The following is a 13,653-nucleotide window of genomic DNA, read 5'->3' on the forward strand; positions in this document are numbered from 1 at the left end:
TGGCGCGCAAAACATGCTGCGAATTTCGCCTTTTGTCGTAGAATTGCCGAAAGGTGCCGCTTCGATGGGCGAGGCGGTCGCGCCGCTTGGCTCATGCTGCGGCGCATTGTCCGCAAATACACGTGACATCTGGCTTTCGGCGCGCACTCTGACGTAGTTCTGTTTGAAACGCGTCGCGAAAGCGCATAGATCAGTCTCAGGAAATCGTTCGAGAGAGAGTTACCATGGGTTCCTTTTCAATTTGGCACTGGCTCATCGTGCTGGTTGTGGTTCTGCTGCTGTTCGGCCGCGGCAAGATACCGGAACTGATGGGCGACATGGCCAAGGGCATCAAGAGCTTCAAGAAGGGCATGTCCGACGAGGACAATGACGAAAAGGCCGCCGATGCCCGCACGGTGGAGCATCGCGCCGACGAAGCCATCCAGGCTAAAGAAAAGACCAGCAAGAGCTGAGATGCCTTTCGCTAGTCGGGTTCGATAGCCATGTTTGATATCGGCTGGAGCGAGATGCTCGTCATCGCGATCGTTTTGATCGTGGTCGTCGGGCCGAAGGATTTGCCGCGTATGCTGCGCACGTTCGGTAAGACGACGGCGAAGCTGCGGGGCATGGCCGGTGATTTCCAAAGGCAGTTCAACGAGGCCCTTAAGGAAGCGGAGCTTGATGACGTCAAGAAATCCGTCGATGAGTTGCGCGGCCTCAATCCTGCCTCGGAGATCAGGAAGCAGCTCAATCCCTTCGAGAAGGCCGCGTCCGATATCCGCTCCGGGCTCGACAATGCCTTGAAGTCGACGCCGGCGCCGCAGCCCGCCGAACCCGTAAAGGCCGGCGCCGCCGCAATGCCCGGTGTCGCCGGGCCTGATGCCATGCCTGCCGCACCGGCCTTCCCGGCGGCTTCGTCCGAACCGGCGGGAACCGCTGCCAAGCCGAAGAAAAAGGCAGCGGCCAGGAGCGGAAGCACCAAGGCTGCATCGAAGGCCGTTGACGCTTCCGCGCCCGCAAAGACGGGCGTCAAGACCAAGCCGGCCGCCGCCAAAACGGCAGCCAGCGCTTCGAAGGCCCCTGCCAAGGCAGCCGCCGACAAGCCCGCAAAACCCAAGGCAGCCGCCGCCCCCAAGGCGAAGAAAGCTGCCGCTGAAAAGACATCTGCTGGAAACGCCAAGTGACTGATGAGCAAGACGAAATCGAGAAGTCGTCAGCGCCGCTGATCGAGCATCTTGTCGAATTGCGCCAGCGACTGATCTGGTCGCTTGGCGGATTCTTTGTGGCGTTCCTCATCTGCTTCTTCTTTGCCAAGCATCTGTTCAACCTGCTGGTCGTCCCGTTCAAATGGGCCACCGCGTGGGCCGGGCTCGACCCGCACAAGGTGGAGCTGATCTACACGGCCCCGCAGGAGTTCTTCTTCACGCAGATCAAGCTGGCCATGTTCGGCGGCATCGTGATTGCCTTTCCGCTGATTGCCGCGCAGATCTACAAATTCGTTGCGCCTGGCCTCTACAAGAACGAGCGCCGCGCCTTCCTGCCGTTCCTTATCGCTTCGCCCATCCTGTTCCTGATGGGCGCGTCGCTGGTCTATTTCTTTTTCACGCCCATGGTCATGTGGTTCTTCCTGGCCATGCAGCAGGCGGGGACGGACGACCAGGTGCAGATTTCGCTGCTGCCCAAGGTGTCGGAATATCTCAGCCTCATCATGACGCTGATCATCTCTTTCGGCCTGGTCTTCCAGTTGCCGGTGGTGACGACGCTTATGGCGCGCGTAGGACTTTTGTCCTCTCAGGCACTGGCTGACAAGCGCAAATGGGCGATCGTGCTGGCCTTCGTCGTGGCTGCCGTTCTGACGCCGCCCGATCCGGTCAGCCAGATCGGTCTTGCCCTTCCCACTATCCTTCTTTACGAGGTCTCCATCTGGGCCGCCCGGATGATCGAACGGAATCGCGAGCAGGAACGCGTGGCGAAGGAAGCTGCCGACGAAGAAGCGAACAAGAAGGCTTCGTTGTCGGAGGCTGGCGACGGCACCACGGCAAGCTGACCGTTTCGATCCGCTGTCGCGGCCATGTTTGAAATCATGTTGCGACCGGATTTTTTGCCATGCTCGATATCAGATGGATTCGCGAGAACCCCAAGGCCCTCGTTGATGCATTGATGAAGCGAGGTCAGTCGGCGCAATCGGCCCAGGCGACCGTCGACGACCTGCTGCTGAAGGACGAGGAGCGCCGCGCGCATCTGGGCGAACTGCAGGTCAAGCAGGAACGCCGCAATGCCGCCTCCCGCGAGATCGGCAACGCCATGCGCAATGGCGATTCGGCGCTGGCCGAACAGCTCAAGCTCGAAGTCGCCGACATCAAGAGCTTCATCCAGAATGGCGAGGCGCGCGAACGCGAACTCGACAAGGCGCTGGATGACGCTCTGGCCGTGATGCCAAACCTGCCGCTGGAAGACGTTCCCGTCGGGACCGACGAGAAGGACAATGTCGAGCTGCGCAAGGTGGGCGAGGTCAAACCGCGCCCGAACTGGGTGAAGGAGCATTTCGAGATCGGCGAAGCGCTTGGCTTCATGGATTTCGAGCGTGCGGCAAAGCTTTCAGGCTCACGCTTCACGGTGCTGCGCAGCCAGCTCGCGCGGCTCGAGCGTGCACTCGGTCAGTTCATGCTGGACCTGCATACGACCGAACATGGCTACACCGAGGTTCAGGTGCCGCTTCTGGTGCGCGACGATGCGCTGTTCGGCACGGGCCAGCTTCCGAAGTTCGAGGAGGACCTGTTCTTCGTGCCGCACGGGGAAAGCCGTCTCGGCCTCATCCCCACGGCGGAAGTGCCGCTGACCAATCTGGTGCGTGAGGAAATCCTCAATCAGGAGCAGCTCCCGCTGCGCATGACGGCGCTGACGCCCTGCTTTCGCTCCGAGGCTGGATCGGCCGGGCGCGACACGCGCGGCATGCTGCGCCAGCATCAGTTCTACAAGGTCGAGCTGGTTTCCATCACCGATGCCGAAAGCTCGATTGCCGAGCACGAGCGCATGACACAATGCGCCGAAGAGGTGCTGAAGCGTCTCGGGCTGCCGTTCCGCACGGTCGTGCTGTGCACCGGCGACATGGGCTTCGGGGCGCGCAAGACCTACGACATCGAGGTCTGGCTGCCGGGCCAGAACACCTATCGCGAAATCTCCTCGTGCTCGGTCTGTGGGGATTTCCAGGCGCGTCGCATGGATGCCCGCTACCGCGTGAAGGAGGAAAAGGCGACCCGCTTCGTCCACACGCTGAACGGCTCCGGTACGGCCGTGGGCCGCGCGCTGATCGCGGTGCTGGAGAATTACCAGAACGAGGATGGCAGCGTAACCATTCCTGAAGTTCTTCGTCCTTACATGGGCGGCGCCGAGAAGATCGAAGCGAACCGTTCCTGATGCGTATCCTTCTGACAAATGACGACGGCATCCATGCCGAGGGCCTTGCCTGTCTGGAACGCATAGCGCGCACGATCTCGGACGATGTCTGGGTGGTCGCGCCCGAGACGGATCAGTCCGGCTTCGCGCATTCGCTGTCGATTTCGGAGCCGCTGCGCCTGCGCCAGGTGAGCGAAAAGCACTATGCGGTGCGCGGCACGCCGACCGATTGCGTCATCATGGGCGTGCGCAAGATCATGCCGGAGCCGCCGGACCTGATCCTGTCGGGTGTCAATTCCGGGGCCAACCTTGCCGACGATGTGACCTATTCGGGCACAGTTGCCGGTGCGATGGAAGGGACGCTGCTCGGCATTCGCTCGATTGCGCTCAGCCAGGCCTACAATGTGGTGGAGCAGTCCCGGCTCGTGCCATGGGAAACGGTCGAGACGCTCGCACCCGCACTTTTGAAGAAGCTGCTGGCGATCGATCTGCCTGCTGGCGTTTTCCTGAACCTGAATTTCCCGAACTGCCTGCCGGAAGAGGTGGAAGGCCCCGTCATCACCAGCCAGGGACGGCTCGTCCATAGCCTCTGGATCGACGAACGCGCCGACGGGCGCGGCTTTCCCTATTACTGGCTGCGCTTCGGGCGCGAAGCGCCTGAACTGAAGGAAGGCACGGATATTCATGCCGTGCGCGGGCGGCGCATCTCGATCACGCCGCTCAAGCTCGATCTTACCGCCCATGAAATCCGGGATCAGTTGACGAAGGCACTGGGATGAACAGCCCTTTCGATGACCGCGAAGGTTTCGCCGCCTTTCTGCTGAGGCTACGCGGCCGCGGCATCGTACCGAAGGACCTCATCGCTGCATTCGAGGCCACGCCGCGTCGCGCCTTCATCCAGCCGCAATGGCACGACCTTGCATGGTCGGAACGCATGCTGCCCATCGAATGCGGAGAGACGATGGAAGGGGCCGACCTGCAGGCCGCCGTCATCGCCGCTCTCGGGATCGAGCCGGGCAGTCGCGTGCTCGAGATCGGCACCGGCTCGGGCTATACCGCCGCCGTCATGTCGCGGCTTGCCGCGCGCGTGGTGACGGTCGATCGCTTCAAGACACTCAGCGAACAGGCCACGCAGCGTTTCGAGGCGCTTGGAATAGCCAACGCATTTGTCCGCCAGGCGGATGGTTCGAACGGCTTGCCCGGCGAGGGGCCGTTCGACCGCATCGTGGTGTGGGCGGCTTTCGAGAGCCTGCCGCGCCCCTTCGTCGATCAGCTTTCCAGCGGTGGGGTGATGGTCGCTCCCATCGGCCCCGCCGAGGGCGAGCAGCTCATGGCAAAGCTGACCAAGCTCGGCAGCCGTTTCGAACGAGAGGACATCGGCGTCGTGCGCCTGCAGCCGATGGCGCAGGGCATCGCCGCCGCGATCTGACGGCCGGCCCGGATTTCCTTTCCGATGGACGATTGCACGACCGCCTCTCGAAGCCGGAGCGTCCGATCTCGCTGCTGCGCCCGCCTCTTAACCGACCAGTAACATTAACGCGCTTTAATCATGGTCAGTTTGGTTAATGGGTACGCGGGTTATTGCGATGCGGTTCAGTATTTTGTCCAGAAACGAACGCATTTTGGTGCGCGGCGCCGCCCTTTTCGTGTTGGCCAGTGCGACTGCCGGCTGCAGTTCGCAGGTGGCGCGATTCGGCGGCATCGACGACATCTATACGGCGTCGACACCTCAATCGACGCAGGTGGCGCCAATCGCCGCCGCGCAAACCACTCCGGTGACACGCGGCGCACTGACGCCGGTTTCCTCGCAGCCGCTCCCGCCGCCGACCCAGCCCGCATCCGTTGCTTCCAGAACTGCGCTTGCCCCAGCGCCCCAGGTTGAACAGCCGCGTAGCGTCGCCGCTGCGAGGCCGCTCGAGCCGGCGCCGGAGCGGGTTGCTGACGCGCGGCCGTCGAATCCGGCAAGGGACAGCCTTCCGTCGCGGGTTCCGCAGCCGGCTCCGTCCGAAGGTCGCCTCGGCGTGCTGCCGCAGACGCCCAAGCTGAAAGAGGGGGAGAGCGGGCTTGCATCCAACGCGCCGGCCAACAGCAACGCGCAGGCGGCATCCGCACCCGGCACCTATCGGGTGCAGGAGGGCGACACGCTGACCCGGATCGCCCGCAACCATGGCGTCACCACCACGGCGCTGAAGCAGGCAAACGGCTTGAACGATGGCATCGTCCGCATCGGACAAACCCTGCGTATTCCCACAGGCGGCGCGACTACGGTTGCCGCGGCGACGCCCGCCAAGCCTGAACCCGTGACCGCGGCCAAGGCGGAGCCCGCCAAGCCTGCGACTACGGCGCCCGAGACGGCTAAGACCGTTTCCTACACGCCGCCCAAGAAGTCCGAAAAGGTCATCGAGCAGGCAGAGCAGGTTGCCGCGATCGCGCCGGAATCGACCGGCATCGGCAAGATGCGCTGGCCGGTGCGTGGCCGCGTGATCTCGTCCTATGGCAAGGGTGGCGGCAAATCCAACGACGGCATCGACATCCAGGTGCCGGAGGGCACGTCGATCAAGGCTGCCGAAAACGGCGTCGTGATCTACGCGGGCGACGGTCTGAAAGAATTCGGCAATACCGTTCTGGTGCGCCATGAGGATGGCCTGGTCACCGTTTACGGCCATGCCAGCCAGTTGAAGGTTTCGCGCGGCGAGAAGGTCAAGCGTGGTCAGGAAATAGCGCTGTCGGGCATGAGTGGCAGCACGGATTCGCCCAGGCTGCATTTCGAGGTGCGCAAGAACTCGACTCCGGTCAATCCGTCCGGCTACCTTGAATAGGCGGCAGAGCATGATTCCGAAAAAAACCCGCTCTCATGCAGGGCGGGTTTTTCGTTTCCGGACGGAAGGTCGAATCTCCGTTCCGGGGCGGCTCAGTCCTTCAGTGGTTGTCCCAGCCGGCCGGCGAGATCCTGGATGAACTGCCATGCGACGCGGCCTGAGCGGCTGCCGCGGGTGGTCGCCCATTCCAGCGCCTCGGCGCGCAGGGCATCCGCTCCGATCCTGAGGTCGTGGTAGCGGGCATAGCCGCTGATCATGTCCAGATATTCATCCTGCGAGCATTTGTGGAAACCGAGCCACAGGCCGAAGCGGTCCGACAGCGACACCTTCTCCTCGACCGCTTCGGACGGGTTGATGGCTGTGGAGCGCTCATTGTCGATCATGTCGCGCGGCAGGAGATGCCGGCGATTCGACGTCGCATAGAAGATGACATTGGTCGGCCGCCCCTCGACGCCGCCTTCCAGCGCTGCCTTCAGTGACTTGTAGGACGTATCGTCGTGGTCGAAGGACAGGTCGTCGCAGAACAGGATGAAGCGGAAGGGCGCCGCCTTCAAAATGTTCATCAGCTTCGGCAGCGTATCGATGTCCTCGCGATGGATTTCGATCAGCTTCAGCGGCGCTGCATCCTTGTGCTCGGCATTGATCGTCGCATGGGCCGCCTTCACCAGCGATGACTTGCCCATGCCGCGCGCGCCCCACAACAGCACGTTGTTGGCCGGCAGGCCGGCGGCGAAGCGTTCGGTGTTGTCGACCAGGATGTCGCGCACCCGATCCACGCCGCGGATCAGGCCGATATCCACCCGGTTGACGCGCTGGACGGGTTCGAGGAAGCCCGGACTGGCATTCCAGACGAAGCAATCGGCGCTGTCGAGATCGGTTTGCGGCACCGGCGCTGGCGCCAGCCGGCCAACGGCCTCGATCAGCCTGTCGAGCTTTTCCGTCAGCGTTTCCAAAGTGTTGTCGGTCATCCTGCAATCCATCTTCCTGAGAGCGCGGACCTTAGATCAGTAGAGGGCGGTTCGATTGAGCCACCTGTCGTTACGGCAGCGTCCAGGTGAACCTACAGGTGCCGTGCTGCCCGTAGAGCTCCATCAAGCCTGTAACATGCGTATTAGCGCCGGAAAAGCTGCCCTTTCAGCCGCTTGCGCGGTTGCAAAGGTGGCTCCAACCACTATATTCCGCGCAACTTTCGCAAACGGCCCGGAGGGGGCCTTTCTCAATTTTCAGGAGTTTATGATGTTCGTGACACCGGCATACGCACAGGGCGCAACCGGCGCCAGCCCCGACATGCTGATCAGCGTTTTGCCGTTCGTCCTGATCTTCGTGATCATGTACTTCCTGATCATCCGCCCGCAGCGTCAGCAGCTCAAGAAGCGCGGCGAAATGCTGGCCGCCATTCGCCGTGGCGACACGGTGGTCACCGGCGGCGGTCTCGTGGGCAAGGTCACCAAGGTGGTGGGCGATCATGAACTCGAAATCGATCTCGGCGGCGGCCTCAAGGTGACCGCGATGCGTTCCACCATTGCCGAGGTTCGCGTGAAGGGCGAGCCGGTGGCCAACCAGAACGCGAAGAACTAAGCGTTCTTCGCCAGGGCATGACTCATGGCCGGGATTATCATCCGCGAAGCGCATTTTCCCGGCCGGGCACCGATCGAAGCCTATGGCAATGGCGGCTTCCGCTTTGCGGATATGTCGCATCGCGGCTCGCTGCTGTGCCTGCCTTCCGGCATTTATGGCTGGGAGCCCGCGGATAGCGCCGCACTTGCCGTCGCGGATTTCGAACGGGTTCTTGAAGAGGCCGCCGATATCCAGATTTTGCTGGTCGGCACGGGACGTGACTTGCGGCCCCTGCCGCAAGCTTTGCGCACCGCCTTCCGGAACCTGAACATTTCCTCCGATCCCATGTCCACCGGTGCGGCGGTCAGGACCTACAATGTGTTGCTGGCCGAGGACCGCGCGGTGGCCGCAGCCATGATTGCCGTCGATTGACATGGACGATCATGCCGGCATCGTGATGAACGCGGTTCGTGCTGCCGATCGCGACCGTTATCTCAGCGCCCTTTATGCGCCCGAGAACAAGCGTCCTGCGCTGTTTGCCCTCTATGCCTTCAATGCCGAGATCGCAGGCGTGCGCGACCGCATCCGCGAGGCGCTTCCGGGCGAGGTGCGGTTGCAATGGTGGCGCGACGTGCTCGAAACCGGCACGAAGCAGGCGGCTGCCGGCCATCCCGTCGCGGAAGCGCTGGTCGAGGCCATGGCGAAGCACCAACTGCCGCAGGCGGCGTTTGCCAATTATCTCGAAGCACGCATATTCGACCTCTACAACGACCCGATGCCGTCACGGAACGATCTCGAAGGCTATTGCGGCGAAACCGCGGGGGCGATCATCCAGCTTTCGGCCATGGTGCTGGATCGGGAAGCCGCGAGCGAATTTTCCGCGCTTGCCGGCCATGCCGGTTGTGCGCAGGCAATTGCCGGCTTGCTGCGCCTCCTGCCGCTGCACCGCGCGCGGGGACAATGTTTCGTGCCGCGCGATATCCTCGCGGCGGTCGGGTGCTCGCCGGAAGAGTTCATCGCGGACGGCGGCGGGCACGGGGTCGAGGGAGCTCTCGCGGCCATGATCGCGCTTGCGGTCGAGCATCTGGCCGCTTTTGAGAAGGGTGCGGGCACATTGCCCGCATCGCTGCGTCCTGCTTTCCTGCCCGTGGCTCTAACCGGTGCATATCTCAACCGGCTGCGCCGGATGGGAAGCAAGGCAGTTGCTGAGCATGCCGAGGTGGCCGCGTGGAAGCGGCACGCGATCCTCTTCCGCCATGCCGCGCGCGGCTGGAAATAAGCGGGCAACCCGTTGTTGCCTTCAGGAAGTTGCTGAAACGCACCGCGTGTGGAACAGAATGCGGGGTTCTCCACGCGCGTTGAAATAATCTCTGCGCAAGTCGTGGAGACGCTCAGCCACTGCCATCGAGGGACCATTCTCCGGTGAGACGATCGAACCGACCTGCTTCTCGTCCGTAGAGCGGAAGGCGAAATCGAGCACGGCGCGGGCGGCCTCGATGGCGTAACCCCTGCCACGATGCTTCGCCGCCAGATGGTAGCCGATTTCCAGAACCTCTTCTTCGCCCGCGCGCTGCCATGTGAGCCCGCAATCGCCGATAAGTTCGCCTCCGTCCAAGGCCAGCGCCCACAGGCCGAAACCATGCTCGGCATAGTTGCCGAGATTCCATTCCACCCAGTCATGCGCGGCCTGTATGTCTTGCGTGGCAGGATAGAATTGCCGCGCCAGCGGATCCGCGAAGATGGACCATATGGCTGGCACGTCTTGACGCCTCATCTGGCGAAAGGTCAGCCTTGCTGTCGGGGACGGGAGCATGACGGCTTGCGGTGTCAGGCGGCAGCCTCGGCCTGTTCGCTGAGGCCCAGCCAGGTCCGGCAATCCGCAAGCGCACGCGCGGTGATCGCGTGACGCTTGGCCACCGTCTTGTCCTTGCCGCGTAGGCGCTTGCCTTCAATCTTCGGGGCCTCGACGGGCGGGAACAAGCCGAAATTGATGTTCATCGGCTGGAACGACCGCTTTCCCGGCTCATCGTCGGACACAATGTGGCCGCCGGTGATGTGGTTCAGCAGCGCGCCGAAGGCTGTGGTGACGGGTGGCGTCGAAACCATCTGCCCTTGCAGTTCGGCAGCGGCGAAGCGTCCAGTGAGCAGGCCGACGGCGGCCGATTCCACATAGCCTTCGCAACCGGTGATCTGGCCGGCAAAACGCAAGCCGGCTCGGCCCTTGAGTTGCAGCGTTGAGTCGAGCAGCGTCGGTGAATTGATGTAGGTGTTGCGGTGAAGCCCGCCAAGTCGCGCGAAATCCGCATTCTCCAGCCCCGGAATCATGCGGAAGATGCGCACCTGCTCGGCATATTTCAGCTTCGTCTGGAAGCCGACCATATTGTAGAGCGTGCCCAGCGCATTATCCTGCCGGAGCTGGACGACCGCATAGGCCTTGACGGTCGGATTGTGCGGGTTGGTGAGGCCCATCGGCTTCATCGGCCCGTGGCGCAGCGTCTCCACACCGCGCTCGGCCATGATCTCGATGGGCAGGCAGCCATCGAAATAGGGCGTGCCTTCCCATTCCTTGAATTCCGTCTTGCCGCCATCCAGCAGCGCCTGCACGAAGGCTTCGTACTGCGCCTTGTCCATCGGGCAATTGATGTAGTCCTTGCCGGTGCCGCCGGGGCCGACCTTGTCATAGCGCGACTGGAACCAGCAGGTGTTCATGTCGATCGTGTCGAAATGCACGATCGGCGCAATGGCGTCGAAGAAGGCCAGCGCATCCGCGCCGGTGCGCTGCGCAATCGCTTCGGCCAGCGAGGGGGCGGTAAGCGGGCCGGTGGAGATGATCGCCTGTTCCCAGTCTTCCGGCGGTAGTCCGGCCACTTCCTCGCGCTGGATGGTGATGAGCGGATGGGCTTCGAGCTTCGCGGTAACGGCGGCCGAAAAGCCGTCGCGGTCAACCGCCAGCGCGCCGCCGGCCGGAACCTGGTGCGCGTCGGCGCAAGCCATGATCAGCGAGTTTGCCAGCCGCATCTCTGCATGCAGCAGCCCGACGGCATTCGCCTGCGCGTCATCGGAACGGAAGGAATTGGAGCAGACCAGTTCGGCCAGGCCGTCGGTCTTGTGGGCATCGGTGCCGCGCACCGGACGCATTTCATGAAGGGTGACGGGCACGCCGGCCTGTGCCGCCTGCCAGGCAGCTTCCGAACCGGCCAGACCGCCGCCGATGATGTGCAGGGGTTTGTTTGTCATGGGTGGGAAATAGGCTGATGGAGGCAGGAAATCAATCGAGCTTGCACGGCCTTGCCCTGAAACGACAACACCCGCCGGGGGAGGAGGTTCCGGCGGGTGTCGTTAGAGTGGTCAGTGACGGGAGGAGGATATCACTGGCCTTATTCATCGGGGCCTGGGAGGAGGTAGGCGCCGACGAAATTTCTTTCGCCGTTTGGAGGGCGCGAAGACCCTGGGAGAACAGCACCTGCCGGGGGAGGAGGTCCGGCAGGTGCCGTTTGGGGTGGTCAGTGACGGGAGGAGGATATCACTGACCTTATTCGCCGGAACCGGGAGGAGGATTGCTCCGGCGAAATTCAGATTAGATCGAGCGGCGAGCGACCGAATGAATCTCGCTACGGTTGATGCCGAGGTCGTTCAGCTCGCGATTGGAAAGGCGGCTCAGCTCGGAGACGGTCTCGCGGTAGCGGCGCCAGTTGCGGAAGTTGCGAAGGATGTTCATTTGTTCTTGCTCTCTATATTGCCTGCATGGCCGGACATGGGCCGAATGGCCCGGTATTCAGATCGAACCGATCAGATCGACTTGCGCGCGACGAAGGGAATGTCGCTGCGGTTGATGCCGAGGTCGGTCAGTTCGCGGTTCGTAAGGCGGCTCAGCTCGGAAACGGTTTCACGGTAGCGGCGCCAGTTGCGATAATTGCGGATCAGGTTCATTGTTGGGCTCGTTTCGTCTTCAATTCATTTGTCAATCGCTGTGTACGCCGCGTAGATAGTCCTGTCCGTCATGCTTTAAAAGAGCCGTGGTTGCATGGCAGCAATGCGTTTTGTGCATTGCAACATTAATCGGTTTTAGAGGCTGTGGCGCAATTGTGACCGGATCGTAGAAATCCTGTGACAACAACGGTTTAGGCGTGTTCTTTTTGCATCGGTCAAGTCTGGAAGGTACGCATTGGCACCATATTCAGCACGGGTGAGACAGGATATCGCACGCTGGGTCGATAAGGGGCTCATAGATGCTGCGACGGGACAGGTTCTTGCAGGCGATGTCGAGGCAAACGAAAGCCGTCTTTTCAGTTTCGGTTTCGTTTTGGCTCTCATGGCCGCGTTGCTGCTGGGAGCGGCGCTTCTGCTTCTGGTCGCCGCCAACTGGGAAGTCATTCCGCGCCTGCTTCGGGTGACGGGCCTGTTCGCTATTATTGTCGTCAGCTATGTCGGCGGTGCGCTGCTGAAGCGCCGAGGGCAGGGCGCCATTGCAGAAGCGTCGTGGTTGGTCGGTGCGGCCGCCTTCGGCGGCTCGATTGCGCTGATCGGGCAGATGTATCACCTCGATGGCGACGAAAGCGCAGCCATGCTGGCCTGGTGCGTCGGCACGGCATTCGCGGCCACGATGCTGCGTTCGGGGCCGCTCACGGTCGCTGCAGCCGGTATCGGAACGGTCTGGATGGTGGTGACGGTTTTCAATGATTGGGATCTGCACGCGCTTCCGCATTTATTTGTAGTCATCGCGGCGATCGTGTGGTTGATCTCCTACTGGACCGGGAGCATCCGGGCGCGCCATGTCATATTGCTGTCGCTCATTCTCTATGCGGGCCTGTTCGGCATCCTCCACGATGCGACGGGCACGGGTATCGCTTTGGCGATGATATCTGCGGCGGTGTTTGCTCTGGCGGTCTATCTGCCGCAGCGCGTGGAGGCAGTGGTTCGCTTGCGCGGCCGCTTGGCCGTTCATTGCCTGATCGGCTTCCTGTGCGGACTTGCCATGGTCCAAATCGATCAGGTCGACGAGGCCGGACGTCTCGTCATTGCAGCCCTTGTCACCTTTGGCGGCGTGGCTGCGGCGCTCTATCTCGCAGGGCGTGACAGCCGGATGCTGCGCTGGATCGCCTATGCGGGCTTCGGGCTGGAACTGTGCTTCCTTTATATAGTGATGATCAGCAGCATGTTGGGCACGGCCGGCCTGTTCCTCGCTTCCGGCATCGTTCTGGGCATCATTGCAATCGTCATCATCCGGGTCGAAAGACGCATCAAGGACGGCCCCCTCAAGCAGGCGGGAGCAGCATAATGACCGGAAGCAGGCTCTTGATCTCGGCAATAGTCCTTTCCCTGCTGCAGGTCGGTTTCCTGGGCTGGACGATCGCATCGCGCGCCATGGTCCTGCGCAGCGGACAGGAGGTGCTGCTGAAGGTGGAGCCGGTCGATCCGCGCGATCTGCTGCGTGGCGATTTTGTCCGCCTTGGCTATGAAATCTCCGATGTCCCGGCCGGTCTGGTCGTCAATCGTGGTGCCCAGGCACAAACGAACGGCATGATCCGCGTCCGTCTGCGCAAAGGCGCGGACGGCTTCTGGCATCCGGTTTCGGCAGCATTGGGCAGCAGCCTGCCCGCAGCGCCCGCCGACGGCGAGGTGGACGTTCTTGGGACCATTTCCTCCGGCCTGCCGCAAGACGAGCACGCCACGTTGCGCATCGACTACGGCATCGGCCGTTTCTATCTGCCGGAAGGCGAGGGCAAGGCGATCGAGCGCGACATGCGCGTGCGCAGCTTCGGCATAGTGGCTGCCGTCAGTGCTGACGGCGCGATGCAGATCAAGGCGCTGATGGACGGCGACAGGAAGCTGTTTTCCGAGCCGCTTTACTGAGGCTCCCCGGCCCGCTTTGCACGCGGGCCGGGCATTGCCTGTTTCGGGT

Annotated in this window: 17 protein-coding genes; 12 read left to right on the forward strand and 5 right to left on the reverse strand. The window is 62.4% G+C overall.

The features are described 5' to 3' along the window. Positions 1-224 precede the first annotated feature (224 nt). The 7 genes from C7441_RS18600 (at position 225) to C7441_RS18630 (ending at position 6,194) form a co-directional block, all read left to right on the forward strand. Positions 225-452 carry a twin-arginine translocase TatA/TatE family subunit gene (locus C7441_RS18600; RefSeq protein ID WP_019170472.1) on the forward strand — a complete coding sequence of 76 codons (228 nt, stop codon included), beginning with the start codon at positions 225-227 and terminating at the stop codon, positions 450-452. Between the two features lie 30 nt (positions 453-482). Next, positions 483-1,163 (forward strand): Sec-independent protein translocase protein TatB, encoded by a 681-nt coding sequence (tatB, locus tag C7441_RS18605; RefSeq protein ID WP_109614170.1) that lies wholly within the window; start codon positions 483-485, stop codon positions 1,161-1,163. Beyond that, entirely contained in the window at positions 1,160-2,026 is an 867-nt protein-coding gene (gene tatC, locus C7441_RS18610) for a twin-arginine translocase subunit TatC (RefSeq protein ID WP_109614171.1), read from the forward strand. Before tatB ends, tatC begins: the two co-directional genes overlap by 4 nt. Positions 2,027-2,085: 59 nt before the next feature. Beyond that, a complete protein-coding gene (gene serS, locus C7441_RS18615; protein ID WP_109614172.1) occupies positions 2,086-3,396 on the forward strand; it encodes a serine--tRNA ligase in 1,311 nt (436 codons plus the stop codon). Beyond that, the gene (surE, locus tag C7441_RS18620; RefSeq protein WP_019170469.1) at positions 3,396-4,154 is read left to right on the forward strand and encodes a 5'/3'-nucleotidase SurE; all 759 of its coding nucleotides are present in this window, start codon (positions 3,396-3,398) and stop codon (positions 4,152-4,154) included. The genes serS and surE overlap by 1 nt, the downstream gene beginning before the upstream one ends. Further along, positions 4,151-4,804 carry a protein-L-isoaspartate(D-aspartate) O-methyltransferase gene (locus C7441_RS18625; protein WP_109614173.1) on the forward strand — a complete coding sequence of 218 codons (654 nt, stop codon included), beginning with the start codon at positions 4,151-4,153 and terminating at the stop codon, positions 4,802-4,804. The genes surE and C7441_RS18625 overlap by 4 nt, the downstream gene beginning before the upstream one ends. Before the next feature lie 157 nt (positions 4,805-4,961). Continuing rightward, complete coding sequence (locus C7441_RS18630; protein WP_109614174.1) at positions 4,962-6,194, forward strand: M23 family metallopeptidase; 1,233 nt, start codon at positions 4,962-4,964, stop codon at positions 6,192-6,194. Positions 6,195-6,286: 92 nt separating this feature from the next. Here the strand turns inward: C7441_RS18630 and C7441_RS18635 are convergent, their stop codons facing one another. Further along, complete coding sequence (locus C7441_RS18635; RefSeq protein ID WP_109614175.1) at positions 6,287-7,162, reverse strand: ATP-binding protein; 876 nt, start codon at positions 7,160-7,162, stop codon at positions 6,287-6,289. A gap of 268 nt (positions 7,163-7,430) precedes the next feature. On the opposite strand from C7441_RS18635, the gene yajC reads away from it, so the two are divergent. From yajC to C7441_RS18650, 3 genes are read left to right on the forward strand one after another with little or no spacing between them, the layout of a single operon-like run. After that, positions 7,431-7,772: a preprotein translocase subunit YajC gene (gene yajC, locus C7441_RS18640; RefSeq protein WP_019170465.1), complete on the forward strand. Its 342-nt coding sequence runs from the start codon at positions 7,431-7,433 to the stop codon at positions 7,770-7,772. 24 nt (positions 7,773-7,796) lie between these two features. Next, positions 7,797-8,183: an Mth938-like domain-containing protein gene (locus C7441_RS18645; RefSeq protein ID WP_019170464.1), complete on the forward strand. Its 387-nt coding sequence runs from the start codon at positions 7,797-7,799 to the stop codon at positions 8,181-8,183. A 1-nt stretch (position 8,184) separates the two neighbouring features. After that, positions 8,185-9,030, forward strand: coding sequence for a phytoene/squalene synthase family protein (locus C7441_RS18650; RefSeq protein WP_109614176.1), 846 nt, complete (start codon positions 8,185-8,187; stop codon positions 9,028-9,030). A gap of 21 nt (positions 9,031-9,051) precedes the next feature. On the opposite strand, the gene C7441_RS18655 is transcribed toward C7441_RS18650, so the two are convergent. The 4 genes from C7441_RS18655 to C7441_RS18670 all read right to left on the reverse strand — a co-directional run bounded on the left by C7441_RS18655 (position 9,052) and on the right by C7441_RS18670 (position 11,681). Continuing rightward, positions 9,052-9,564, reverse strand: coding sequence for a GNAT family N-acetyltransferase (locus C7441_RS18655; protein WP_109614177.1), 513 nt, complete (start codon positions 9,562-9,564; stop codon positions 9,052-9,054). Between the two features lie 14 nt (positions 9,565-9,578). Further along, entirely contained in the window at positions 9,579-10,988 is a 1,410-nt protein-coding gene (trmFO, locus tag C7441_RS18660; protein ID WP_109614178.1) for a methylenetetrahydrofolate--tRNA-(uracil(54)-C(5))-methyltransferase (FADH(2)-oxidizing) TrmFO, read from the reverse strand. A gap of 340 nt (positions 10,989-11,328) precedes the next feature. Then, positions 11,329-11,469 carry a DUF1127 domain-containing protein gene (locus tag C7441_RS18665; RefSeq protein ID WP_019170460.1) on the reverse strand — a complete coding sequence of 47 codons (141 nt, stop codon included), beginning with the start codon at positions 11,467-11,469 and terminating at the stop codon, positions 11,329-11,331. A gap of 71 nt (positions 11,470-11,540) precedes the next feature. Next, positions 11,541-11,681 carry a DUF1127 domain-containing protein gene (locus C7441_RS18670; RefSeq protein ID WP_019170459.1) on the reverse strand — a complete coding sequence of 47 codons (141 nt, stop codon included), beginning with the start codon at positions 11,679-11,681 and terminating at the stop codon, positions 11,541-11,543. 235 nt (positions 11,682-11,916) lie between these two features. On the opposite strand from C7441_RS18670, the gene C7441_RS18675 reads away from it, so the two are divergent. Together C7441_RS18675 and C7441_RS18680 are read left to right on the forward strand one after the other, a co-directional pair. Continuing rightward, entirely contained in the window at positions 11,917-13,029 is a 1,113-nt protein-coding gene (locus tag C7441_RS18675; protein WP_170125186.1) for a DUF2157 domain-containing protein, read from the forward strand. Beyond that, on the forward strand, positions 13,029-13,604 hold the full coding sequence (locus C7441_RS18680; RefSeq protein ID WP_109614180.1) for a GDYXXLXY domain-containing protein: 576 nt from the start codon (positions 13,029-13,031) through the stop codon (positions 13,602-13,604). The genes C7441_RS18675 and C7441_RS18680 overlap by 1 nt, the downstream gene beginning before the upstream one ends. Positions 13,605-13,653: the final 49 nt, after the last annotated feature.

The organism is Pseudaminobacter salicylatoxidans (assembly GCF_003148475.1).
Lineage (GTDB): Bacteria > Pseudomonadota > Alphaproteobacteria > Rhizobiales > Rhizobiaceae > Pseudaminobacter > Pseudaminobacter salicylatoxidans.

Excerpts from the sequence above, each read along its gene's own strand:
- C7441_RS18600 (WP_019170472.1), top strand. The coding sequence starts at position 225 with ATGGGTTCCTTTTCAATTTGGCACTGGCTCATCGTGCTGGTTGTGGTT.
- tatB (WP_109614170.1), top strand. The coding sequence starts at position 483 with ATGTTTGATATCGGCTGGAGCGAGATGCTCGTCATCGCGATCGTTTTG.
- serS (WP_109614172.1), top strand. The coding sequence starts at position 2,086 with ATGCTCGATATCAGATGGATTCGCGAGAACCCCAAGGCCCTCGTTGAT.
- surE (WP_019170469.1), top strand. The coding sequence starts at position 3,396 with ATGCGTATCCTTCTGACAAATGACGACGGCATCCATGCCGAGGGCCTT.
- C7441_RS18625 (WP_109614173.1), top strand. The coding sequence starts at position 4,151 with ATGAACAGCCCTTTCGATGACCGCGAAGGTTTCGCCGCCTTTCTGCTG.
- C7441_RS18630 (WP_109614174.1), top strand. The coding sequence starts at position 4,962 with ATGCGGTTCAGTATTTTGTCCAGAAACGAACGCATTTTGGTGCGCGGC.
- C7441_RS18635 (WP_109614175.1), bottom strand. The coding sequence starts at position 7,162 with ATGACCGACAACACTTTGGAAACGCTGACGGAAAAGCTCGACAGGCTG.
- yajC (WP_019170465.1), top strand. The coding sequence starts at position 7,431 with ATGTTCGTGACACCGGCATACGCACAGGGCGCAACCGGCGCCAGCCCC.
- C7441_RS18645 (WP_019170464.1), top strand. The coding sequence starts at position 7,797 with ATGGCCGGGATTATCATCCGCGAAGCGCATTTTCCCGGCCGGGCACCG.
- C7441_RS18650 (WP_109614176.1), top strand. The coding sequence starts at position 8,185 with ATGGACGATCATGCCGGCATCGTGATGAACGCGGTTCGTGCTGCCGAT.
- C7441_RS18655 (WP_109614177.1), bottom strand. The coding sequence starts at position 9,564 with ATGCTCCCGTCCCCGACAGCAAGGCTGACCTTTCGCCAGATGAGGCGT.
- trmFO (WP_109614178.1), bottom strand. The coding sequence starts at position 10,988 with ATGACAAACAAACCCCTGCACATCATCGGCGGCGGTCTGGCCGGTTCG.
- C7441_RS18665 (WP_019170460.1), bottom strand. The coding sequence starts at position 11,469 with ATGAACATCCTTCGCAACTTCCGCAACTGGCGCCGCTACCGCGAGACC.
- C7441_RS18670 (WP_019170459.1), bottom strand. The coding sequence starts at position 11,681 with ATGAACCTGATCCGCAATTATCGCAACTGGCGCCGCTACCGTGAAACC.
- C7441_RS18680 (WP_109614180.1), top strand. The coding sequence starts at position 13,029 with ATGACCGGAAGCAGGCTCTTGATCTCGGCAATAGTCCTTTCCCTGCTG.